Annotated in this window: 21 protein-coding genes and 1 pseudogene; 17 read left to right on the top strand and 5 right to left on the bottom strand. The window is 42.7% G+C overall.

From position 1 onward, the window contains the following. Nucleotides 1-4 precede the first annotated feature (4 nt). On the bottom strand, nt 5-1165 hold the full coding sequence (metB, locus tag O7C57_RS00895; protein ID WP_154622561.1) for a cystathionine gamma-synthase: 1161 nt from the start codon (nt 1163-1165) through the stop codon (nt 5-7). 310 nt (nt 1166-1475) lie between these two features. Between metB and metJ the strand changes: the two genes are divergently transcribed. The 3 genes from metJ (at nt 1476) to O7C57_RS00880 (ending at nt 3244) form a co-directional block, all read left to right on the top strand. After that, entirely contained in the window at nt 1476-1793 is a 318-nt protein-coding gene (gene metJ, locus O7C57_RS00890) for a met regulon transcriptional regulator MetJ (protein WP_004924597.1), read from the top strand. 182 nt (nt 1794-1975) lie between these two features. Then, on the top strand, nt 1976-2722 hold the full coding sequence (locus O7C57_RS00885; RefSeq protein ID WP_269723514.1) for a hypothetical protein: 747 nt from the start codon (nt 1976-1978) through the stop codon (nt 2720-2722). A 156-nt stretch (nt 2723-2878) separates the two neighbouring features. After that, entirely contained in the window at nt 2879-3244 is a 366-nt protein-coding gene (locus O7C57_RS00880) for a hypothetical protein (RefSeq protein WP_154622563.1), read from the top strand. 131 nt (nt 3245-3375) lie between these two features. Here the strand turns inward: O7C57_RS00880 and rpmE are convergent, their stop codons facing one another. Continuing rightward, nucleotides 3376-3591 carry a 50S ribosomal protein L31 gene (rpmE, locus tag O7C57_RS00875; RefSeq protein ID WP_154622565.1) on the bottom strand — a complete coding sequence of 72 codons (216 nt, stop codon included), beginning with the start codon at nt 3589-3591 and terminating at the stop codon, nt 3376-3378. 217 nt (nt 3592-3808) lie between these two features. On the opposite strand from rpmE, the gene priA reads away from it, so the two are divergent. Both priA and O7C57_RS00865 read left to right on the top strand, forming a co-directional pair. Next, nucleotides 3809-6007, top strand: a complete 2199-nt coding sequence (priA, locus tag O7C57_RS00870) for a primosomal protein N' (protein WP_269723513.1) — start codon at nt 3809-3811, stop codon at nt 6005-6007. A 127-nt stretch (nt 6008-6134) separates the two neighbouring features. Beyond that, nucleotides 6135-6683, top strand: a complete 549-nt coding sequence (locus tag O7C57_RS00865) for a hypothetical protein (RefSeq protein ID WP_269723512.1) — start codon at nt 6135-6137, stop codon at nt 6681-6683. A 52-nt stretch (nt 6684-6735) separates the two neighbouring features. On the opposite strand, the pseudogene O7C57_RS00860 reads toward O7C57_RS00865, so the two are convergent. Further along, nucleotides 6736-7026, bottom strand: a pseudogene (locus tag O7C57_RS00860) (transposase); the annotation flags it as partial. Between the two features lie 152 nt (nt 7027-7178). Here O7C57_RS00860 and O7C57_RS00855 point away from each other — a divergent pair. The 9 genes from O7C57_RS00855 (at nt 7179) to rraA (ending at nt 15172) form a co-directional block, all read left to right on the top strand. Further along, nucleotides 7179-7742 carry an RHS repeat-associated core domain-containing protein gene (locus O7C57_RS00855; protein WP_244316454.1) on the top strand — a complete coding sequence of 188 codons (564 nt, stop codon included), beginning with the start codon at nt 7179-7181 and terminating at the stop codon, nt 7740-7742. Then, entirely contained in the window at nt 7693-8016 is a 324-nt protein-coding gene (locus tag O7C57_RS21495; protein WP_154623349.1) for a hypothetical protein, read from the top strand. The genes O7C57_RS00855 and O7C57_RS21495 overlap by 50 nt, the downstream gene beginning before the upstream one ends. 12 nt (nt 8017-8028) lie before the next feature. Beyond that, entirely contained in the window at nt 8029-8691 is a 663-nt protein-coding gene (locus O7C57_RS00845; RefSeq protein ID WP_154635541.1) for a pentapeptide repeat-containing protein, read from the top strand. Between the two features lie 652 nt (nt 8692-9343). Continuing rightward, on the top strand, nt 9344-10339 hold the full coding sequence (gene cytR / locus O7C57_RS00840) for a DNA-binding transcriptional regulator CytR (RefSeq protein WP_154622273.1): 996 nt from the start codon (nt 9344-9346) through the stop codon (nt 10337-10339). 198 nt (nt 10340-10537) lie between these two features. Beyond that, nucleotides 10538-11356 carry a cell division protein FtsN gene (gene ftsN, locus O7C57_RS00835; RefSeq protein ID WP_163863346.1) on the top strand — a complete coding sequence of 273 codons (819 nt, stop codon included), beginning with the start codon at nt 10538-10540 and terminating at the stop codon, nt 11354-11356. Nucleotides 11357-11510: 154 nt separating this feature from the next. Beyond that, a complete protein-coding gene (gene hslV, locus O7C57_RS00830; RefSeq protein ID WP_154622266.1) occupies nt 11511-12041 on the top strand; it encodes an ATP-dependent protease subunit HslV in 531 nt (176 codons plus the stop codon). Between the two features lie 11 nt (nt 12042-12052). Next, nucleotides 12053-13387, top strand: a complete 1335-nt coding sequence (gene hslU, locus O7C57_RS00825) for an HslU--HslV peptidase ATPase subunit (RefSeq protein WP_154622267.1) — start codon at nt 12053-12055, stop codon at nt 13385-13387. Between the two features lie 229 nt (nt 13388-13616). Beyond that, complete coding sequence (locus O7C57_RS00820; RefSeq protein ID WP_154622268.1) at nt 13617-14537, top strand: 1,4-dihydroxy-2-naphthoate polyprenyltransferase; 921 nt, start codon at nt 13617-13619, stop codon at nt 14535-14537. A 110-nt stretch (nt 14538-14647) separates the two neighbouring features. After that, the gene (gene rraA, locus O7C57_RS00815; RefSeq protein WP_154622269.1) at nt 14648-15172 is read left to right on the top strand and encodes a ribonuclease E activity regulator RraA; all 525 of its coding nucleotides are present in this window, start codon (nt 14648-14650) and stop codon (nt 15170-15172) included. 517 nt (nt 15173-15689) lie between these two features. Here rraA and zapB read toward each other — a convergent pair. Continuing rightward, nucleotides 15690-15929: a cell division protein ZapB gene (zapB, locus tag O7C57_RS00810; protein ID WP_154622270.1), complete on the bottom strand. Its 240-nt coding sequence runs from the start codon at nt 15927-15929 to the stop codon at nt 15690-15692. Nucleotides 15930-16233: 304 nt separating this feature from the next. On the opposite strand from zapB, the gene O7C57_RS00805 reads away from it, so the two are divergent. From O7C57_RS00805 to O7C57_RS00795, 3 genes are all read left to right on the top strand, one after another. Next, nucleotides 16234-17076 carry an MIP/aquaporin family protein gene (locus tag O7C57_RS00805; RefSeq protein ID WP_154622271.1) on the top strand — a complete coding sequence of 281 codons (843 nt, stop codon included), beginning with the start codon at nt 16234-16236 and terminating at the stop codon, nt 17074-17076. A 24-nt stretch (nt 17077-17100) separates the two neighbouring features. Then, nucleotides 17101-18627: a glycerol kinase GlpK gene (glpK, locus tag O7C57_RS00800; RefSeq protein WP_154622272.1), complete on the top strand. Its 1527-nt coding sequence runs from the start codon at nt 17101-17103 to the stop codon at nt 18625-18627. A gap of 199 nt (nt 18628-18826) precedes the next feature. Continuing rightward, entirely contained in the window at nt 18827-23878 is a 5052-nt protein-coding gene (locus O7C57_RS00795) for a hypothetical protein (RefSeq protein ID WP_269723511.1), read from the top strand. Between the two features lie 40 nt (nt 23879-23918). Here O7C57_RS00795 and emrD read toward each other — a convergent pair whose 3' ends face one another. Further along, complete coding sequence (gene emrD / locus O7C57_RS00790) at nt 23919-25103, bottom strand: multidrug efflux MFS transporter EmrD (protein WP_269723510.1); 1185 nt, start codon at nt 25101-25103, stop codon at nt 23919-23921. Between the last annotated feature and the right edge of the window lie 365 nt (nt 25104-25468).

Here is a 25468-nt window from a genome sequence, read left to right as displayed (position 1 = left end):
TCCACTAACGTTGCGCTGCAACTCTAAATGCATTCTCTAAGTCTGCGATCAAATCTTCACTATCTTCGATCCCAACAGAAATTCTGAGTAGACTATCGGTAATACCGGCGGCGGCACGTGCTTCTGCCGACATCCCTGCATGGGTCATCGTTGCGGTATGCGAGATCAATGTTTCAACACCGCCTAATGACTCCGCCAATGTAAACAATGTTAATGCACTCAAAAAACGGCACAACTGTTGTTCATCGCCATTAAACTCGAAGCTCAGCATCGCACCAAAGCCTTTTTGCTGTTTCACCGCGATTTCATGACCAGCATGGTCTTGTAACGCTGGGTAGTATAACTTTTTCACCCATGGTTGAGCTGTAAGATAATTGACGATTTCCAGCGCATTACTTTGTTGCTGCTTAATGCGTGGAGACAACGTTCGTATCCCTCTTAACAACAGATAACTATCAAATGCGCCACCCGTGACACCAATATTATTCGCCCACCACGCTAATTCTAAAGCCCATTTTTCCTCTTTGGCAATCACTGCACCCGCAATAATATCTGAATGCCCATTAAGATATTTTGTACAGGAATGCACCACAAAATCTGCCCCTAACGCGATAGGTTGTTGTAAAACAGGGCTTAAAAACGTGTTATCGACAACAACGAAAGCCCCCACTTCATGCGCTAAACGCGCAATATGCTCAATATCATAAATAGTCAGTAGCGGGTTACTTGGTGTTTCGATCAGGACCAATTTAGGTTTTTTCTTCAGTGCAGCAAGTAGCTCATCTTGATTGTTTTGATTAACAAACTGTACTTGATAAGCGCCTCGTTGATGCTGGCTATTGAAGAGACGATAACTTCCACCATAACAATCATGAGGGGCGACCAGTAAGTCACCAGGCTGTAAAAACACCGTACATAAAAGATGTAATGCGGACATTCCACTGTTAGTCATTACCGCACCACTACCGCCTTCAAGCTGTGCGATGGTTCTTTGCACAATATCACGTCCTGGATTTCCTCGACGTGAATAATCATGAACTCTCGGCTCATTGAATCCTGTGAAGTTATAAGTGCTCGACAGGTAAATAGGGGGAACAACGCAACCAAACTGCGTATCTTCATTTAATCCATTATGAATGGCGATAGTCGACGGTTTAAGGGACATAAACGCTTCTCCTGATTGACGGTAAGTCAAATAATACTCATTAGATGTATGGACGTCAATATATCTAGACGTCCAAACTTCTTTACGTTTATACTAACTAATGAAATAATCATCCCTAAAGATTATGCGTAAATTGTTTGTAATTTGTACAAAATGAATTAACATAATAATTTTCAAAAGAAATTATTATATTTTATGCAGATTCTAACTGACTATGCTGGTTTTACATTCAAGAACACAAATATCTTGTTCTTGGAAAGATTACGGGCATATTATTTTTTATTATCAATGAAACTAACCAAGGTAACTCATGGCTGAATGGAACGGTGAATATATCAGTCCGTATGCTGAACATGGCAAAAAAAGTGAGCAAGTAAAAAAAATCACAGTATCGATCCCATTAAAGGTACTGAAAATTTTAACTGATGAGCGTACTCGCAGACAGATCAATAACTTGCGTCATGCAACCAACAGTGAGTTGCTGTGTGAAGCTTTCTTACACGCCTTCACGGGACAGCCTCTGCCAAATGATGAAGATTTGCGTAAAGAGCGTAGTGATGAAATCCCTGAAGCAGCAAAAGAGATCATGCGCGAACTTGGTATTGACCCAGAAACTTGGGAATATTAATTCTCTTTCCCCTTATCCTACTTACCTTGATTGCAGATTAAGGTTTTTAATCGGTAGGATAAGGGGCGATTATTCCTATTTATTTATATTTCAGACTCCCCCCAGTCCCTCTTTTTTGTGTTTATTTATACTTGTAGTGAGTTTTTCCTCTATCAACTATAAAGGCACAAAGGTTAATCTCCATGGGTTTATACGCTCAGGCTTCAATTGTTCTACTCAGTAGTGTTTTGCTGTTCACAGCGGGATGCTCTTCTTACCCACGCCAAGCAATCAATTCTACGGCAACACAGGAACCCCAACCAACGTCAACCGCAAAAACGTTAGGCACACAGTGGGGGGAAGATATTCACTCTGCCGTACAGGGTGTGACAGCCAGCCGCCTCACAGAGGCACCTTATGATGCCGCCACTATTTATTACCAAGGTGAAGCGGTACCAAAGCATATTGCAACACAAACTTATATCGCCGCATCTCCTCTCGAGATCCAAATACTCGATGAAAATAAACGCGCCATGCCAATGTACCGTCATTCCCAAAAGGGATATAAACTGCCAGCAACAGAGGGGATGCGTTATACGCTACAAATCACTAACAATGATAAAAATAGAACCTATGAGGTGGTCACTACTGTTGATGGCCTTGATGTCCTCAATGGACAAGCAGGCGCTTACCGAAATAGAGGCTATTTAATTCGACCAGGAAAGAAACTGACAATCGAAGGCTTTCGCAAGAATAGTCAGCACGTTGCCGCATTTCGTTTTGCAGCGCCTGAATCATCCTACGTGAATCAAAACGTACAAGGTGATGCTCGAAATATTGGCGTGATTGGCCTCGCTTTTTTTGAAGTACAGGAAACCTTACCTGCATGTGAAGCTAATCCGTTCCCAGCTAATACACAATACGCACCGGCTCCCTGCCGTAAGTATTAATCGCGACATCACGCAATTAGCGTATCACCCCATACGCTAATTTTGCGTACCATCAACCGATTAATAATCCCCATATTGACATTAACGACCCGTTCTTAAACGCAGAAAAAACTCAGTATTGGTTATGGTATTCCCGTAACGCCTCAAACTCAGCGAATGCCTGAAGTCACTTTATCCTATAAAAATAGCTGCCATAACCGCTATATCAAAACCAAACATGCTGAATTTACAGCAGAATATGGCCGTATCGGTAACAAACTCACCGATCTGCAATTAGGAATGGATATCAAACATGATATTCATGAGATGTTCTCAGTGGATGGAGAAGTGGCTACAGAAATTAAACTCAACAGTGACCGTGATGCGTTTACGGGTTACATCCCTTATATTGATGCGTATGCCTATGATAAAGGTGATGAGCGTACTGTTAACCCTTACACAGTTGCTGGACTCAATATTAACGTCACTCAGAACTCAACAATATGCCCCGTGTCGGTTGGCAACAAACGGACGACAATATGACAGTGTCAATGTCGATCTCCTATCACAAGTAAGAACCCAATGACTGGAAGGCGTTAAATGATTTTCAGCCATATTACGCGCATAAAAAAAGGGAAACTAAGTTTCCCTTTCTTCGCATTTCACAGGTTTGATTACTTCTTAGAACCTGGGATGCTGAAACGTTGGTTAAAGCGATCAACACGACCACCAGTAGCAACGTCACGCTGTTTACCAGTGTAGAATGGGTGGCAGCTACCACAAACGTCCAGGTTCAGCGAGTGACCTGCTGTTGAATTAATTTTCATAACATTACCGCAAGAGCAGGTTGCAGTAACTTCTTCGTATTTAGGGTGAATACCTTTTTTCATGGGAAAACCTCTATTAAGGCCGTGTCGCCATTCCAGCCCTAACGCCGGACACCACACGTCGTGTTGATTAAAATGATTTATTGGTAAAATTAGATACCAAAGGCGGCGGATCATACAGAAAATCTGTTTATCGCGCAATGAAAACCACGTAGTTTTTATGGTACTCTAACAAAATAATTAAACTATTATTGCATAAAAACTAGACGGAACTCCAGTTATGATCGTCGTTCAGGTGGCTTTACCTGTTCCTTTAAATCGTGCATTTGACTATCGCTTAGCCGACAACATGCCCATTCCCCCCATAGGTGGCCGTGTCATGGTGCCTTTTGGAAAGCGCCAAGCGCTCGGCGTGGTGGTCAATCACAGCCATACAAGTGAACTATCTGAAGATCAGTTAAAAACCATTGAGCTTGTTCTCGATAAAGAAACGCTATTCCCTGATGACTTATGGCAGCTATTACTATGGTCTGCACAATATTATCACTACCCCATTGGCGAAGTGTTGTTTCATGCACTGCCCATTCTATTACGACAGGGTAAGGCAGCGGAGTTTTCACCTATTTGGCAATGGCAGATAACACCACAAGGCAGCGCACTTGACCTTAATGAATTAAAACGTTCACCAAAACAGCAACAAGCGTTAGCATTGTTACGCCGCCGCTCCGTATATCGTCACCAAGTCGCTGAATTAGAATTAAGTGAAAGCGCATTACAATCACTGAAAAAGAAAGAATATATTGAGCTATATCCAGTTCAACCTATCACTGAAAAATGGCAATCACAATTTGCTGTCAGTGGTGAACGCCTACGCTTAAACAGTGAACAGGCTACCGCTGTTGGGGCTATTCGTGCCGAAGATGACCATTTTTCACCTTGGCTTCTTGCCGGCATTACTGGTTCAGGTAAAACGGAGGTTTATCTCAGCGTACTCGAAAACATTCTCGCTCAAGGTAAGCAAGCACTGGTTTTAGTTCCTGAAATTGGATTAGCCCCACAAACAATTAGCCGTTTTCGAGAGCGATTTAATGCTCCCGTAGACGTACTCCATTCAGGATTAAATGATAGTGAGCGCCTTGCCGTGTGGCTACGTGCGAAGCAAGGCAGTAACGCTATTGTGATAGGGACTCGTTCCGCTCTGTTTACCCCTTTCGCTCGTTTAGGCATCATTATTATTGATGAAGAGCACGACAACTCTTACAAACAACAGGATGGCTGGCGTTACCATGCGCGCGATCTCGCCGTCTTCCGCGCTAAAAAAGAAAATATCCCGATTATCATGGGAACAGCAACGCCTTCTTTAGAAACGTTATCCAATGTTCAGCAAAAAAAGTATCGCCAACTCAATTTAACATTACGAGCAGGCAATGCGCGTCCAGCGACACAACATCTGATTGATTTAAAAGGTCAACCGCTTAAATTTGGTTTATCCCATTTATTGATTAAGCATATTCAGCAGCATTTAGCGCAAAATAATCAGGTTATTTTGTTTTTAAATCGCCGAGGCTACTCACCCGCATTGCTCTGCCATGAATGTGGCTGGATAGCGGAATGCCAACGCTGCGATCACTATTACACCTTACACCAAAATTTCCGTCAGCTACGCTGCCATCATTGTGATAGCCAACGTCCCGTGCCTCGCCAATGCCCACACTGCGGCTCAACGCACCTTGTGCCTGTTGGTATGGGAACAGAGCAATTGGAAGAAGGCATCAATGAATTATTCCCTGACATACCTGTCACGCGTATTGACCGTGATACCACCAGCCGTAAAGGGGAACTTGAACAGCATTTAAATGAAGTACATGCTGGTGGAGCACGAATTTTGATTGGCACACAAATGTTGGCAAAAGGCCATCATTTTCCCGATGTCACGCTGGTCGCTTTATTGGATGTGGATGGCGCCCTGTTTTCAAGTGACTTTAGAGCCGCCGAGCGATTTGCTCAACTCTATGTTCAAGTTTCTGGACGAGCAGGCCGCGCGGGTAAACAAGGTGAAGTATTTTTGCAAACACATCACCCCGAGCACCCACTATTACTGACGCTATTAGAAAATGGCTATGAGGCATTTACTCAAGAAGCGATGGAAGAGCGGCGCATCGCTATGCTACCACCGTTTTCTAGCCATATTTTATTGCGTTCAGAAGATCACAATAATCAGGATGCTCGGCAATTTTTACAAAACGTTCGCCAATATATTACTGAACACCCGCAAAGTGATCCCCGTTTATGGATTTTAGGCCCTACCCCATCGATCCAAGCTAAGCGAGGTGGTCGCTTTCGCTGGCAATTATTATTACAACACCCATCACGAGGTTATTTGCAGCAATTTGTCGCACAAATTTTGCCTGAATTGCAGAGCCAACCAGAAAGCCGCAAAGTGAAATGGAATATTGACGTGGATCCCACTGACTGTTAGGTGATAGTAAATATAGAAAAACTGAGAGTTGACGCTATCACTCCAGGCTCTTGGCTTAATGATATATTGACGAAGGTTAATAAATAATGAATTATTATAAGTTGGGTATAAATCCTGCAAGTAAAAAGTGGAAAGGTTATATGAACCCAAGCCCATTTTTTTAGATGATAAAGGAAATAAATTAAATGATGTAAAACTATCAGCTATCCAAGGGAGATTTAATGGTGTTTTATATTTCGATATATTAAGTCAGGGTAAGATTCCCCCAGTTACCTCAACAGGCTCTAGATTCTTAGCATTTAATGACAGTATTTTTTGTACAGATGATTTTGACGTTAACGGCGTCCAGCCAATACCAATTATTAATAGAGATAGTCATTTAAAATATATATTGATGCATGTATTTAATTACATTGATTGTGTTGATTGGGAACATTCTAAAGTTGATCACTGGCCTGTGGGATATATTCCAGAAACATGGGAGTCAAAGCGTGGGCGTTTTTTTATTGAACCTGTTATTTATAAAAGTAAGATACCTAAAAACTTAGATGCCTTTCGTTTGTATGAATGGAATAGTACGTTTAATATCGTGATATCTGAAAGTTTTAAAGAAAAATTATTATCGGTAAAATTTGATCATACTTTTCTTGATTTTGAACTATTATCTCTTAAATAAGAAACTGCCGAGGTATTAGACCCTGTAAATAATTCTGTGTATTTGCCTTTCATTAAAGGTAACCGTCTAGGCGGTCACCAAACGTAATAATAAAACGGTTCATTGCCTGTTTCCAGTTTTGAATTGGTATGCTCCATTTTTTAGAAGCTGATTCAATCGCTAAGTAAATCACTTTACGCACTCAATCATCGCTGGGGAATACCTTATGTTTCTTAATCGCATGACGAATAACGCTATTTAGTGACTCGATGGCATTCGTGGTATAAATAGTTTTGCGGATATCATCAGGGTAAACAAAAAATGTATTTACGTTTTCCCAATGCGCATACCAACTTTTGCTAATAACAATTGATAACAGGCAATTATTGAACAAATCCAGCCCAAAAGGAGCTTCAACGCTATATTTCTACTTCAGGGTACGGGTACTATAACAGCGATCAGTATGACCTTTTAGGGTAATTAACCCAGCATTTAGGCACCAAACCGCACACCACGGTGTACCATGCGTACAATGACCACAGTTATACCTCTTTAGCCCGTATTGAGTGCACGGATACCCCCGTCAATCCACGGTGCGCCATCTATTACACGCACAGTGGCTTAAACGGATTGCCGGAGGCGCTCACCAACAGTGACTGTCATCTCGTTTGGCAAGGTCAGTATGGTGTTTGGGGGTATTTACAGCGTCAGGCCCGCCCTACCGGTGAGTTTAACAGTGAACAAAACCTGTGTTTTCAAGGGCAATATTTCGACAAAGAAACCGGCCTGCACTATAATACCTTCCGGTACTACGCCCCAGATTTAGGCCGCTTTACCCAGCAAGACCCCATCGGGTTAGCGGGTGGGTTCAATCTGTACCAGTATGCACCGAATCCACTGACATGGGTGGACCCGTGGGGTTGGGCGTGTTCTGGAAAAACTTCAGATGGAAAAGGGTTAGGCGGAAATCAAAAAGTTGATCGAGCAGCGAGAGAACTTGATTACGCAGTGCAGAGAGCAAGTAAATATCTTGACCGCGGTTACTGCATGGGGAAAGATATATCAAAATTGGGCAAATAATCAACATATACCCCAGTGGTTAAAAAATGTTGCTAGCGGGAATGCTATTCAGCAAATAACGGACAAATTAACCGTTAACAATAGATATCTTGAAGGTATTATCAGAAATAAAACAGGTTCATGGTGGGGGAGCTTACGCCCAGATTATCATTTCGAACTACCAAACGGAAAAGTAGCTGTATTTGATATAACTACTTCGGGGCAAGCATCTAAAATGAGTAAATATAATATTGACGATGTTACGGATTGGTTGATTAATATTCTTTATCAATAGAGGTTATTTTATATGAATAATAAATTAAAAAAAGAAATGGTAGAGAGATGGACTGATGAGCTGAACTTTAAGATAAACGCCATGTTTAAAAAGGAAGATTGGCGAGACAAAAATATTATTAATGCTCGTTGGAATATGGCTCCTTTTGGGTCCACCGATAATAATAAACTAGATTTTAGAGGATTTGTTTTTAGAGAGCCTATTCATTACCACTATATCTCAAATATTGATTTTTCTTATTCACGGGTAATAAGTGGTAATAAAGATAATTACGGACCATCAAGAGGAGTAACTGGATTTATTAGTTCAATACTTGAAGATTGCAACTTTATTGGTTCACAGATGCCTGCTAACTTGGCTGAAAAATTTACAAAATGTAATTTCAGTGGAGCAAAATTTGAGTCATCAAAATTAAATGCTGATTTTTTTTCCTGTCAGTTTATTAACTCCGACATGAAAGATGTTTTAGCCAATGGTAAAAAATTTATCAAATGTGATTTCACTAATGCTAGTTTAAAAAAATGTAATTTTTACAACTGCTATTTTGAAGACTGTATATTTGATAATGCAATTATGTCTTCCTCAAATATCTCAGGTAGTACATTTGTTAAGACTAAACCTTCTGAGCTTCAGATCATGAGCTGCTCTGTGTCTGATAATTTAAAATTTTTATAAAATATTCTAAACATCATAGATAAATTCTGATTATGTATTCGACATGTAGATTATTGTGTTTACTTGCGTAAAAACACTTATTTCCAGTAAGTAAAATTCATTGATTTTATAGATTTTCTAAAATACTCACGATGGGTTGAATGGCGTGTCAGAGGTTCTTACCAAGAATAAAGGTAATATCGTTTAGCAAGGCCAATAGAGTGTTCGGGGGAATTTACAACATCAAGCCCGCCCTACCTGTGAGTTTAACAGTAAGCAAAGCCTACCCGTTTGAAGTGCTGCTTATGTTATTGCAATGACCGTTGAATCACACTCGACATGGCTCGACCGTTCCCAGCCTCTTTTGATATGCAAATAGCCGCACTTTTTTCCTGCGATCACCTGCAATCATACAAACTGACTCACCAGATATTATCCCTCCTTTTTATTCAGAAACTTTATGCTAACTATTTTCAATATTTGCGAACCAGCTCTAAAAAATGACGTGAGTCACAGTTTTTATGTAAACTAGGTAACAGATATTATTGTTAAACCAATTAGAATAACTCGTTACTTGAAGCGATGACGTCTTTGCGCCATTCAAAAAAGCAATCGATTAACTAAACGTAAGGAAGGCGTTGTGGAACAAAAACAACAAAATGCTACTGCAACCATGAAAGATGTTGCTAAAGCAGCGGGCGTATCAACGGCGACTGTCTCTAGAACATTAATGACGCCTGAAAAGGTCTCATTACAAACTCGTCAAAAAGTCGAGCAAGCAGTGATGGACGTGGGCTATTATCCACACAGCCTAGCGAGAAGCTACAAACGTAACGAATCGAAAACGATCTTGGCGATAGTGCCTGATATTAGCGACCCTTTTTTTAGTGATGTTATTTGTGGACTTGAAAAAGTTGCCGCACAAGAAGGCTATTTTGTACTGATTGGTGACTGCAAACATCAGCAAAAGCAAGAAAACGCTTTTATTAATCTAATCATCACAAAGCAAATCGATGGGATGGTACTGTTAGGGTCGAACTTACCGTTTGATGTATCCGCAGAAGAACAAAAAAATTTACCGCCAATCGTTATGGCTAACGAATTCTCGCCTGAATTAAAATTACCGACTGTTCATATCGATAACCTAACATCAGCCTTTAATGCCACCCATTATTTACAAAAATTAGGTCATAAGCGCATTGCATGTATTGCAGGGCCTGAGCATATGCCTCACAGCCAATATCGTTTAGAAGGTTATAAAAAAGCGATGCTACGTACCGGCGAAAAATTGCGGGAATATTATATTGTTCGAGGCGATTTTACCCATGAAAGTGGCGCTGAAGCAGTCAAAACTCTGCTATCGCTACCGGAACCTCCTACCGCTATTTTTTGTCATAGCGATATTATGGCAATCGGCGCCATGTGGCAGGCTAAAAAATTAGGTTTAACGCTACCTGACGATTTATCTATCGTCGGGTTTGATAATTTAGAACAAGCCAAGTATACACTGCCGGCATTAACAACCATTAACCATCCCCGAGATGAAATTGGTCGACATGCTATGTTATTGCTACTTGAACAACTACAGGGTAATAGTGTCACTCCGGGTTCTCGCCTCCTAGATTCTGATTTAATCATCAGAGAGAGTGCAAAAGCGCCTAAAAGCTAGGCAAAGTCGTTCAGGTTAAGTAACATGTATGTCCTAACTTATTCAAGGTGCAGCTTAAGTGGTGATCCGAACAATAGTGAAATGCCTGCAACAATAGGCCATTATTGTCAATCAGCCTAACGAATCAACTACAGCTTGAGATATGCAAGTATAAAACTGAATAATCACAGACACTCAATAAACTAGTGAATTAACAGCGTGGCACAAAAAGATTATGTAGCTCGTGGGCGGTCACCAGCCCGCCGAAAAACCAGTAAAGGTAAATCAAAGAAAGCACAAGGACTGCCGATAACGACATTGGTCGTTGCCGTCGGCATTGTGGTTTTATTTGTTGGTGGCCTTTTCTATATCACTCAAAATAAAAAAGAGTCGCCGCAGAATGTGGGGGCTAATCCACCGTCAGCGCCGACCAATACTCTGCCGCCAAAACCCGAGGAGCGCTGGCGCTATATTAAAGAGCTGGAACGACGTGGTGTTGATACGCCAAATATTCAGCAACCAAACAGCCAGAATGGCAATATAATGCGTCCATCCGATCTGACACCTGAACAGCGTCAGCTCTTGGAGCAAATTGATTCAGATAGACGTGGTCCTGTAACCAATTTACAGGAGGTTCCTTATAACGGGCAGCCTGTACCGCGCTCACAAGTGATCATCAATGAGCCAACTCAGCCGGTGAGTCCACCCGTGCGGCACAAGCCTACAACGCCGCCTGAGACAAAAACAGAGACGCGTTCTACACAACCAGCGCAGTCGTCACCTGCACAATCTGAAAGTAAGCCAGCCAATAATTTACAAAATATGCTCGTACAATGTGGCTCTTTCCGTACTGCCGAGCAGGCTGAATCTGTCCGAGCCACTCTCGCATTCTCAGGAATCGAGAGCAGAATCACTGTTGGTGGTGGTTGGCATCGTATTGTGCTTGGCCCTTATTCTAAGGCAACAGCAGAAAAAATGCGCGATCGAGCAAGTAGCGTCGGTGTTTCTGGTTGTATTCTTCGTGCCTCTGGGGGTTGAAAAATATAATCCCCTCCCCCATGTACTGTTGTAACGTACTATCAAGAGCGGCTATTACAGCATTTTGTTTATTTCCAGTTACCGATTTAAGAAGGTCGGTAATTGGGAAAATTAATACGCCGCATTTTTTCGTCATAAAACCAGGGGCTAACTCATGACAACAATCGTAAGTGTTCGCCGTAATGGCCAGGTCGTAATTGGTGGAGATGGGCAGGCGACGATGGGTAATACCGTCATGAAAGGCAATGTCCGCAAAGTTCGTCGCTTATATAACGACAAAGTTATTGCCGGATTTGCCGGTGGCACTGCTGACGCATTCACTCTTTTTGAGTTGTTTGAGCGCAAGCTTGAGCTACATCAAGGCCATTTAACTAAAGCTGCTGTTGAGCTAGCAAAAGATTGGCGTACTGACCGCATGCTACGCAAACTCGAAGCGCTACTTGCTGTTGCTGATGAACATACCTCCCTCATTATTACAGGGAATGGTGATGTCGTTCAGCCAGAGAATGATTTAATTGCTATAGGTTCAGGTGGCTCATATGCACAAGCCGCTGCACGCGCGTTACTTGAAAATACCGACTTAAGTGCTCGTGAAATTGCTGAAAAAGCACTGTCTATCGCCGGTGATATCTGTATCTATACCAACCACAATGTCAACTTTGAAGAAATTTCTTCAAAATCATAAGGATTGCCTGTATGTCCGAAATGACTCCACGCGAAATAGTTAGCGAACTTGATAACCATATTATTGGTCAAAATAAGGCAAAACGTTCTGTCGCAATCGCCCTGCGTAACCGTTGGCGTCGTATGCAACTGAATGAAACGTTGCGCCATGAAGTCACGCCAAAAAATATTTTAATGATTGGACCAACTGGTGTTGGTAAAACGGAAATTGCACGCCGTCTGGCAAAGCTTGCTAATGCCCCCTTCATCAAAGTTGAAGCAACAAAATTCACTGAAGTTGGCTATGTTGGTAAAGAAGTAGACTCTATCATCCGTGACCTCGCAGACTCTGCTGTCAAAATGGTACGTCAGCAATCTATCGAAAAAAATCGGTATCGTGCAGAAGAATTAGCCGAAGAGCGTATTCTCGATGTCTTGATTCCACCAGCAAAAAATAACTGGGGCCAATCAGAGCCTGTTGATGGGCACTCACCAGCACGTCAATCTTTCCGTAAAAAACTACGTGAAGGCCAGTTAGACGATAAAGAAATTGAAATTGAAGTTGCTGCCGCGCCAATGGGCGTTGAAATCATGGCTCCTCCAGGTATGGAAGAGATGACTAATCAGCTGCAATCTATGTTTCAAAACCTTGCGGGCCAAAAACAAAAAGCACGTAAGATGACGATAAAAGAAGCTTTTAAACTTTTGGTTGAAGAAGAAGCAGCCAAGTTAGTCAACCCTGAAGAGTTGAAAGAGCAGGCTATCGAAGCGGTTGAGCAACACGGCATCGTATTTATCGATGAGTTCGATAAAATCTGTAAACGAGGTGGACAAAGCTCCGGCCCTGATGTTTCCCGTGAAGGTGTCCAGCGTGACTTACTGCCATTGATCGAAGGGTGTACTGTTTCAACTAAGCATGGCATGGTCAAAACAGATCATATTCTGTTTATCGCTTCTGGGGCATTCCAAGTCTCTAGCCCTTCTGACCTGATCCCTGAATTACAGGGTCGTTTGCCAATTCGAGTTGAACTACAAGCACTGACGACAGAAGACTTTGTACGTATTCTGACGGAGCCAAATGCCTCGCTGACTGAACAATACAAAGCCTTAATGGCAACAGAAGGTGTCACAATTGAGTTCACAGAAGATGGTATTCGCCGCATTGCAGAAGCCGCATGGCAAGTGAATGAGTCGACTGAAAATATTGGTGCTCGTCGCTTACATACTGTTTTAGAGCGTCTAATGGAGGATATCTCCTATGATGCGAGTGAACGTAACGGTCAAACCATTCACATTGACGCGGCATACGTCAGACAACACCTAGATGAATTAGTGGCTGATGAAGATCTGAGTAGATTTATTTTATAAGCTTATTAATTATCAGGTTTTCATGTATCCTTAATATGCATCTAATAAAGTACAACGGTGATTCATCGTTGTACTTTATAATATGAGATTAAGCAGCAAATATTCAGCTTCTCACAAAACCATGACCTATGCTGTCCATGAGGACGCTCTCATGAAACGAGAGTCATAAGGTATGTCATGTGAGGGCTTATTAATGATATTGAACATAACAAACCTGTGAAATTATTGAATGAGCTCATCTACTTCTATTAGCCGTAAGCAGGCCTGGCTAGAAAGTTTACGCCCTAAAACCCTGCCTCTAGGGGTGATTGCGATTATCACTGGCTCTGCGTTAACCTATTTAATGGGCACGTTTAAGTGGCCAGTTGCCCTTTTAGCACTCATTACAGCAGGTTTACTGCAAATATTGTCTAACCTTGCTAATGATTACGGCGATGCCGTGAAAGGCTCTGACACTGCCGAACGTATAGGCCCTCTGCGTGGCATGCAAAAAGGGGTCATCACCCAAGCAGATATGAAAAAAGCGCTCAAAATTAATATTATCGCTGCCTGTATTTCAGGGCTGCTGTTAATTATAGTCGCTTGTGAAAAACCAGAAGACGCTATCGGCTTCTTAGTGTTAGGGTTAGTTGCAATTGTTGCGGCAATCACCTATACCGTTGGTAAAAAACCTTATGGTTACCTAGGCTTAGGGGATATTTCTGTTCTTATTTTCTTCGGCTGGCTCAGTGTTATTGGCACATATTATTTGCAATCCAACAGCTTTAATATGATCACGTTCTTACCTGCAACGGCATGTGGATTACTTTCAGTTGCAGTGCTCAATATTAACAATATGCGCGATATCGAAAATGATATTAAAGCGGGCAAAAATACCCTCGCGGTACGTTTAGGCCCTCAAGGTGCGAGGATCTATCACGCAGCTATCATTATTATCGCGATTTTATGCCTAGCTTTCTTTAATTTACTGTATCTGCACGGTTGGGCCGGCTGGTTATTTTTACTGGCGGTGCCTATGTTGATGAATCATATTCGCCGTGTACTCAGTGATCCGACACCCGAAGGCATGCGTCCGATGCTAGAAAACATGGTGAAAGCAGCACTATTCACTAACGTTCTCTTTTCTATCGGTGTAGTATTGAGTAAATAATTGCTTATTTTTTGACTCGACTCCCCTATTTTTAAGAGGTGAATTTTGCCAATCACCTCTTAAAAGGGATATACTTTATCTCTCTTGCAGCAAAAAAAGACCTATACACTATGAAATATGATACTTCCGAACTCTGTGATATCTACCAAGAAAGCGTCAATGTGGTAGAGCCTCTATTTTCCAATTTTGGTGGGCGTACTTCATTTGGCGGTCAAATCATTACGGTTAAGTGCTTTGAAGACAATGGCCTACTGTATGATTTGCTGGAAGAAGATGGCCATGGCCGTATTCTCCTCGTCGATGGGGGCGGTTCTGTGCGTAAAGCACTCATTGATGCAGAGCTCGCTAGATTAGCGGTCGATAACCACTGGGAAGGCATTGTGATATACGGTGCTGTACGCCAAGTGGATGCATTGATGGAGCTCGATCTGGGTATTCAAGCCATTGCTGCAATACCGAGCGGTTGCCCAGATGAAGGGATTGGGGAAAGTGATATCCGCGTTAATTTTGGCGGCGTTACCTTCTTCTCTGGTGACTACCTTTATGCCGATAATACAGGCATTATTCTGTCAGAAGAGCCTCTTGCAACGCAGGATAGTGCAGGTTTTGAAGTCATTGACGATGAAGACCTCTAGGCCTTAAATAAACAAATTCCATTAAAAAAGAAGGGCCGATGATGATATCGGCCCTTCTTTTCGGTAGAACACGTTTTGCTGTATCTATATCACAAAGGGTAGCGGTGTTAATCTCACTACCCCATCAAGCATGTCAGCTTTTAATACCAATATGTCACCTACAAGTATCAGTAACAGCTATAAATGATTAAAGCCATTACTCTCCCAAATACTCAACACCGTTCGTATTGTAACTGGGTCGCCATCACAAGCTATGACGGCAAACATACACGGCGTCATAACGTCTTGAATGTATAACGCTCTAACTAGCCTGTGTTGCCGTTAAACACCAAATTACTGTTATCTTGATGAATAAACATACCGCTCTAACGAATTGAAACTCGTTAACTGAATACCCTAAATTATTCGAGTTGCAGCTAGGCAGCGATTCGCAAGTGACCCCGATGAACATACACTAGATATGCATCAGGCAACCGAGAGATGCCAGCACTGCTGCGGCGCGAAACATAACGGGTATTTAAACTTCTTCCATTTTGCCGAGCAACCCACGCAACTTTTCTTGCCAAGTCTGCTGCTCTTGTTTCAGTTGTTCATTTTCACGTACGAGTGACTCAGTACCTGATTTCGCGTTATCGAGTTCTTGAACGAGTGCACTATTTTTATCTTTCAGTTCATCGATTTCCATTTGCAACAATGTGATTGTATCAATCGCTTGTTGGACTTTTGCTTCTAATTTCTCAAATACTTCAAATGACATTCTTCTAACCTCCCATGTAAGCTTTATTATCGATTGTAAGTAGCATGATCCCCTGTGTCTAGTAGCTTGACTCTGATTCCCTTAATCACTTATTTTAAAACACTGGTCGGATCACATTGCAAAGGTCGATTACGTCACTATTTTTGGTCGTTCTTTTTCGTTTTGGTGATGTAACACACATATTTCAATTTCGATATTTCTCGTTTGCGCTCATTAACGATAAATTTACACTATAGGTTTTCACTTTGAAGATCTTAATCTGAAAAACATTACAATAATTTTAATTTTCGTAGGATAGAAAGATATGAGCCAAACGACCACAACTACACTTACAGGTCAGTGCATATCAGAATTTTTAGGTACTGCACTCATCGTATTCTTCGGATTAGGCTGCGTTGCTGCCGTCCGTATCGCGGGAGCACAACTCGGTCTCTGGGAAATCAGTATTATTTGGGGCTTTGGTGTTGCTCTCGCTGTATATCTAACAGCCGGTATTTCCGGAGCTCACCTTAACCCAGCTGTAACCATCGCATTATGGTTATTCGCGAGTTTCGAAAGACATAAAGTTGCCCCTTATATTGTTGCGCAAATGTTAGGCGGCTTTTTTGCTGCTGCCTTAGTTTACGCCATGTACTCCCCTGTATTCATTGACTACGACCAAGTTCATCACATTGTTCGCGGCACACAAGAAAGTCTCTTTACTGCGGGTGTTTTCTCCACTTACCCAGCACCACAGCTAAGCGAAATGCATGCCTTCTTTATTGAAGTCGTTATCGCCGCGATTCTACTTTGCCTAATCTTGGCACTCACTGACGATGGTAATGGTATTCCACGCGGTCCTTTAGCACCTCTTCTAATTGGTATATTAATCGCTGTTATTGGTGGCTCTTTCGGACCACTGACAGGATTTGCCTTAAACCCAGCTCGTGATTTTGGCCCTAAAGTCGTCGCCTATTTTGCTGGTTGGGGAGACATTGCGCTCACGGGTGGCCGTGAAATTCCTTATTTTCTTGTCCCATTAATTGCTCCTATTGTAGGTGCGTTAATTGGTGCATTTGGTTATCGCATGCTGATTACTCGTCATTTACCCGGTTTCATTCATACGAAAAAAGACGAGCAATCAAAAACAGCGAGTAAAAACGTTTAATCATCACCGGAACAGGTTTAAATTATGACAACAGAAACAAATATCGAGAAAAAATATATTGTCGCTCTTGATCAGGGAACAACCAGTTCGCGGGCCGTTGTACTCGATCACGACGCCAACATTATCAGTATTTCTCAACGTGAATTCACCCAAATCTACCCTAAGCCAGGCTGGGTAGAACATGACCCGATGGAAATCTGGGCATCACAAAGCTCAACACTGATTGAAGTCTTGGCGAAAGCAGATATTCGTACCGACGAAGTTGCGGGTATCGGGATCACCAACCAACGTGAAACAACCATTGTTTGGGAAAAAGCGACAGGTAAGCCAATTTATAATGCCATTGTTTGGCAGTGCCGCCGTACCGCTGATTTTTGTACGCATCTCAAACAAAATGATCGGGAACTAGAAGAGTATATTCGTCAAAACACTGGGCTGGTTGTTGACCCATACTTCTCCGGCACCAAGGTCAAATGGATTTTGGACCATGTGGAAGGGGCACGTGAACGTGCTGAAAAAGGAGAACTGCTGTTTGGCACAGTCGATACTTGGCTTGTCTGGAAAATGACGCAAGGGCGTGTTCACGTAACAGATTATACCAATGCTTCCCGTACCATGATGTTCAATATCCGCAATCTGGAATGGGATGATAAGATTTTAAAAGCCTTAAATATTCCACGAGCAATGCTACCCGAGGTTCGTCCATCATCTGAGGTGTATGGGCAAACTAACATCGGTGGTAAAGGTGGAACACGTATTCCTATTTCAGGTATGGCTGGTGATCAACAAGCAGCACTCTATGGCCAATTATGCGTGAAACAGGGTATGGCAAAAAATACCTATGGCACCGGTTGTTTCTTATTGATGAATACGGGTGAAACTGCGGTTCGTTCAAATCATGGCCTACTTACCACAATCGCTTGTGGTCCAAGAGGTGAAGTCAATTATGCACTGGAAGGGGCTGTTTTCGTCGGTGGCGCATCCATTCAATGGCTACGAGATGAGTTGAAGCTGATCGATGAATCGACTGACTCCGAGTATTTCGCCACCAAAGTCAAAGACAGTAACGGTGTCTACGTTGTACCTGCTTTTACTGGCTTAGGGGCACCATACTGGGATCCGTATGCACGTGGGGCTATTTTTGGCTTAACACGTGGTGCAAACCGTAATCATATTATTCGTGCCACACTGGAGTCCATCGCTTACCAAACTCGTGATGTGTTGGATGCAATGCAAGCGGATGCTGAAACACGCCTTGCAGCGCTACGTGTTGATGGCGGTGCGGTCGCAAACAACTTCTTAATGCAATTCCAAGCGGATATTTTAGGGACTTCTGTTGAGCGTCCTCAAGTGCGTGAGAGCACCGCTTTAGGTGCCGCGTACCTAGCCGGCTTAGCCGTTGGTTTTTGGAATAGCCTTGATGAACTGCAATCAAAAGCAAGCATCGAACGCGTCTTCAAACCGGGGATTGAAACAACAGAACGTAATTATAAATATGAAGGATGGAAGAAAGCGGTTGCAAGAGCGCAAGAGTGGGAAGATCGCGCCTAGTTTTCACGCCACGTTTCACTAACCCATACAAAAAGGCAACACTTCGGTGTTGCCTTTTTTATATGACCGCGCCATCGATTAATTAAATAATTAGCTTATTAGTATATTAATAATAAATTAGACGCCACATTTTAATAACTTAAAATATCCAATTGATTTATAGGGAATAAAAGCCACTGTTCAACAACGGAGATAGGTTATGGATAACCAAAAAGAGGCCGTATCTTTACCAAAAGAAGAAAAAAATGAATCTGGTTTGTTAGCGTTTGTTTATGATATGGCAGATCCAAATCTCCCTGTTATGACACAATCTGTTGCCATTTCGGATTTAAGAAATAACACGACGCCTTTAACGGCAAGGCCCTCTCAAAGCCAGTGGGTTTATGAGGGAGTACTCAATGTGCCACGGGATGGAAAATATCTCTTCATGGTTGATCAGCATAACACACCGTTATCGCTTGAAATCAATCAGCAAAAAATCGACTTAAGCCAACAACAAATCGCTGATGGTATCACCGTCGACCATCTCAAATCAGGGGAACAATACCCCATCCGATTTACCGCCATTACAGATGGCTTAGTGCCACAATTTCGCTTTTATTGGGATGCTGGGAATGGGTTTGAAGTGGTGCCCGACCATGTACTTCACCACCCTCAGCATAGAGAAGCCTCTAATATAAACACAACACCTCTCGATCATCCGCAAAATGAAGCCATCAATACCATTATTGTGCATGAAGTTGAGCAAAAAAAACTACAGCTAGGCTATTACAAGAATCGTGGTCGTGTTGCGGTAATACGCGATGATTCGGCACTACTCGCTGCATTATCTCACCAAGGTCCAACCGATTCCAAGATGGGCAATACGGCCTTTCAATTGATCAGTTGGTTAGCAGGAAAACCACGAATTGCTCATGAAAGCCGCAAAACTTACCTATTAAGTGCGGTCGATACCGAACAATTTTCTGGGTTTGATTTTCACACCAAACACAATCTATTTGTTGATAGCTTTAACTCGCCACACCATTGGCAAGATAACGACCATCGAGCCGCAGAGCAACTAGCAGATGCCCTACTCCCCAGTGGTGAATGGCATCGCCATTATGACATCGTCGTATTACCAGCAAATGCGAATCAACAACAAGTGGCGTTAATCCGCCATTGGATGGAGCTGACTGGCGGCAGTGTTTTTATTTTACACAGCCCAACTCATCATGTTCCCAGCCTAGCCATTCAACAATTAATCAGTGACATTCATCCACAACAAAACCATGAAGAACATGTCACCATTCCAGCGGTCACCCTTAAGAGAAAGGGATTACAAGTGACCGTAAGTGACTGGGATCCACTGACTAACGAAACAACGCGAGTTGCAGAATATATGCTCTCTGCAAACTCAAATGATCCCCTACCTGCTCGTAGCCGACCAACTCAATGGCTATTTAGTGGTGTAGTCACGGCACCTGAAGATGGTGACTTATGGTTAACCAGCAGAGGTTCAGAGCCCTTCTCTTATCAAATAAACTCAGTCAGCCACATTCAGGACCCTGAAAGCAATCAAGTTCATAATATAAAATCAGGTGAAAGCTACCCTATTCAAGCCACAATAATGACACAGGGGGAAGTGCCTCACTTCGCACTTTATTGGCAATTAGCTTGTCATGGTGAAGACTATAAACCGGTTCCTGATGACGCCTTAGAGTATGACACCGCTGACGTTCAAGTGAGTTCAGACCCTATTCCGACAATAACCGAACCTTCATTAAGGCAATCTCATTATCAGCAAACCATTCAGTTGCCTTCAACATCAATAAATACGCTGAATTTAACGGAAGAAATGCTTGCTCAAACTGAGTACTTTTCACTCACGCTACACACGCCTGAAGCCACGACGCCCTTTATCTTAGAAGATATCCCTCTGTCATCTCACCCTTCATGGCAATCATTAGTACAAGAAATAGAACAACATATTAATCAGCGGATCACCGACCACGTGGACACAAGGGTATCCGTCAGATATCAAAATAATCATATTATTATTCAAGGTGATGATGTTTATTTTACTCAGTTTCAACTGAAACAAAATCGACCAACCGCCCATATATCCATCAATCCCACACACATAGCATCGACAGAGGATGAAAATGGCACGACACACACCTTCAAACTGTATGCGAATAGCCTGAAAGAATTAACACATCTTTCTTTATCACTGGCAGGCGAAACGGACAAGCGTGTACATTTGCTAAAGAGTGAATTTAAATCGCCTGACTTACCGATCACATCATCCGAGCAATTTGTTGCACAATTACAGCATTATCTACGGTCCCAAGCGCAGACCCAATCGCTGCATGTAAGCTATGATGAAAATCAGCAGGTGCTATCTCTCTTCGACCCATTAAAGCGTTCCCTTGAAAACTTCAATTTGGGTTTGCAACATCAGACATTGCCTTTTGTTATCGCTGAAAATCATAGAGAAGAAGCCGCCTCTTTGGTCATCGGAGCAATAACGGGAAAATTGCCTACTCACCCAGATGTTATTGAATACCGTTTACTTGAGGAGCCAACATTTGGCAAGGTCAGACTCAACCATCAAACAGGTGAATGGCTCTATCAGGCAAATAGCGATAGTCCTTTTTCAGGGAGCGATCAATTTGACTTTATGGCCATTTTGACAAATGGCCAATATTCCGCACCCATGTCGATTCAACTACAATCAGACGATGCCCCTGTGACAAACTACCCGGGGAAAAGAGTCTTTACACTACCTGATCCGATCTACCATGAGCCTGCTGCGCGTGGCAATCACGTACCGGTAGATATGCAAGTTCACACCATCCAGCTCGCACAGACCCATTTACAAAGCCCCGATGCCCCCTATTTCGTACTCACGGCCAATCGTTGGGCATTATTAAAAGTTGATATCACAAGTCCATCCTCCGCGAATGCGCCAGACATTACCGCAGTCGTGATGGATAAAGATGACCAAGAAATTGGGCGAATTCGTTTAACTGGACCAGAAAATTTACCTCAGCAATTACCTGTTATTCCAAATACGCCAACCATAAAAAGCCATGAGCTGCATCAGCAGAGTTATACGGCTCCGCTTCAAGGTCAATGGATACAACCGGGTATCAAATTGCAATTATTGGTAGGCGATACCCCGGTGGTGATGCCGTACACCGATCACCACGGTATCTTTACTCCCCAAATTAGCACAAGCAATGACATGGTTTCGCGTGTCACGAACCATAGCCTTTATCGTCACGGACAAGGTGTTTATGCCTATTCCCCCCTGAGCTGGGGGATGGAAGCCGCAGCCAAGCTGCCCACTAACGCATTTACCTTATATAGTTACCCAGCTTTGTCGCAGTTTTTACCTCTCGAGCCACAAATCACACATCGCGCAGCACTTTTTATGCCGACCTATGATAGGTTAAGCGGCCTTTATCCTCATCACAGCGAACAAATTTCTTGGGGTTCCCATCGCAGCATCGAAACCAGTAGAACAAATGGACTTGATAGTGACTTTAATTACTATTCACTGACCCCGACAGGCGTGAGTAGCCTACTTGGCTTAGCATGGAAAAACCAAGGTAGTGGTGTCGCTTATGCCAATGTCATGTGGCACGAAGTGTACGGACATGGATTTGGTCTGCACCATACTACGGAGCCTAGCACGGCTTACCCATTTGATAAGAAACACAACGGCTTCAACATCGCATTTGACCAACAGGCACAGTCATATATGACTTACAAGTACATCAATGCGTATACAGGCCAAGTGGCTGAAGTGCTGCCTATGTTATATCCTTACCTAAGTGATGCAGGCCATGATATTTTTAATGCATTCACTTCCCACTCCGATTATTTTACTCAGCGTATACAACAATTTCTGAGACAAAAATTACGCTGGCAGCCAAACGCTCTAGAAGGTGAAGATATTGAAGATCATGGTTTCGCTGGTGACGGTTATTATCAGCGTTGGTCAGATAATAGTCATCAATGGGAAACACTCACGGAAGATAATTTCGCGCAGTTTTACCCAACGAGTTCTCCCTATGAATTAGCCCATCAACGAGATGTCCCTGTTTATTGGATCAATGCTTCAATCTTAACCATGCCAAATGGTCAGCTTCACCCCTATAGCACGCTCAAGCCAATACGAACACGTGGTCACCTACCAGCGCCATACCATAATTTAATCACAGCAACAGGTCGGCCTTACAATGACGACATGCACTATGCACTTAAAGTGACCTACGCGACTCAATATGGTCTATTGACCGAACATCTACAAGCGGTCACGGACTTAACAACAATCAACCTCAATCTTCCTGACAAAGGGGAGCTCGTCAAACTTGAATTAGCCAAAATCAATACCGATAAACAACTCGATAAGCCCATTTATACCTACAACAACCCCAATGCTTTGGCAAACCGTCTATTTAGCCGGTGGGATAGCAAATCCCCGACTCCTCAGCTGACGCTCGATGACTATTGGCAAGGCAGTAAACTATTTTGGTCAGCAACAGACACAGCGTTGATTGATATGTCCACTGGAAAAATCGACAAACAGAAAATAACTCAAGACAGTGTGTTATGTGCTATTTGGGTGAAAGATGGGCAGCGGCAAAAACAATATTTTTCATTACGTGATCCGTGGGGAGAACATGCCTTACCTCACGGTGTGCACACATTTTCACCCATCAATCACTTAGAGCAGGTTATCGATAAATATGTAACGCCAATCGCTTATGATGTTGAATCAGAGAGTTTACTGCTGTCTGATGCTTATATTAATCAAACCGTGGATATCTCAGCGATGCAACTGCCAGAAGGACAATACACTTATTGGCTAACCTTACTGCTGGATGATGGCTCAGGGCAAATTCAAGAGCAAGTTCCCCAAGAGCAATGGATGATATCACGACAGGGAGAGCAATTATCGATTATCGGCAATATCGACAGTACACCCAAATTAACTATCACAGGGCTTAAGGTTTATATCGATAGGCACTTACAAGACGATATTCATCCTAATACATTAATATTAAACCAAAATACATCCATACCGCTCAGTGAGAATACTCAGTGGCTAGATTACAATCGGCCCGTTGTTTTTAATCAGCGAGATCAACACATTGATTTGATTGCTGCGATGGATAACACACCGCTGCATATGCGTGTAGAAAACGACACACTGTGGTCAGCTAGCACCAAGAATTTTTCTGCGCCTTTAACTCTCTAAGCTAGAGCAGGCGGTATTGCGTACCGCCTGCAACTGAGGATTATACCGTATGTTCAGTCCTATCCATGCGATGTGCTAATGGCAGCCAACACAATAAAACAAGTACTGACATCAAGAACATTAATAACCCTAAACTAAACTGCCCATTTTGGGGTAATAACGCGGACACCCAAGTTGCTATGCCGGATCCCACATTTTGCATACCGCCGACTAAGGCGCCCGCCGCCCCCGCTAAATAGGAAAAAGGTTCCATGGCCCCCGTTGTAGCAAGCGGGAATAACATACCCGCACCAAAGAAAAAGACAGAAGCCGGTACCAGTAAAGTCCAGATATTCATTGTGCCAAACCAACCAGGGATCCACATCATTAAGCCAGCTATCAGACAGCAAATGACCGATTGCCACATTAACTGATAAAAACTTTTACCATCACGCCCTGCATACCAAGCCCCAAAGAACGCCGCTGGAATAGGAATAATGAATAAAATACTGACAGTAATACTGTTAAGACCCAGTACGCCGCCCATCAACACTCCGCTACTCGCCTCGAAAACAGCAATACCCGCTAATGCGCCAATCAACATGATTAAATAAGACACAAAAGAACCCGTTGATAATAATTGACGGTATGAAGTGAGCATTTTGTGTTTTTCTGGTGAAACAGGTCTTGTTTCAGGCAACCAGCGATACATGCTTAACAGTACAGTAGCGCCTAATACAAACAAGAAAATATAACACGCATGCCAGCCCCAGAAGTGGGCTAATAAGCCCCCAAACATCGGTGCCACTAAAGGACTCACTAATACACCCATATTTAATAAGCTATTCGCATAGCGTAATGAAGTGCCTTTATAAAGATCGCGTGGCATGGTACGAACCATAACACCGGCGACGCCAGTTCCCAGACCTTGCAAACCACTCGCGAGCACTAAAATATCCAGTGTAGGCGCAAAAATAGCCAGTAACGTTGAGAGTAAAAAGATCACCATTCCCACTAAAATCACGGGACGGCGACCAATTCGGTCTGACAACGGCCCATAGATCAGCTGAGAAAAGCCATAAGTAAAGAGATAGGCCGCCATGACACGTTGCACAGAGCCGGACGGTTGTCCAAAATACACGGCAATATCCGCAATGACAGGTACATAAACCGTCTGCGTCATCTGCCCCACTGCCGCTAAAGCAATCAGCAAGATCAGTAAATTAAAATTTTCCAGTTTTCTCATTTTCTTCTCAAACTAATTTTATCATCCTGAGCGCACAGCCTAGCTGTGTCATTAGACACAAATAACATGAAAGCTTTATTTCAGGGGAACACCCCAGAGTGTTATCGATTGTTTTATTTGATAAAGCAGCCGTTATCCCATCGTTAGCTGCTGCGCGACTAAGATAACAAATTGAATTTTTTTTTCGAGATAGGATAGCATTTTAATTAGCATGCCAACGTCAGCAAAATTCGCCACATATGGCAATAAAACTGTACATTAAATTTAGCAGTGCACCATTTAAAAGAATAATTCACTGGAACACTTTATCGATAAGCGCAAATAGTAAACTGATTTAGTATGAAACTCTGATAAGTCGCAAAGCT

It is taken from the genome of Providencia sp. 21OH12SH02B-Prov (assembly GCF_027362595.1).
Taxonomy (GTDB): Bacteria; Pseudomonadota; Gammaproteobacteria; order Enterobacterales; family Enterobacteriaceae; genus Providencia; species Providencia zhejiangensis.
The sequence above is the reverse complement of the archived record's forward strand: the minus strand, read 5'-3'. Positions and strand labels throughout refer to the sequence as shown.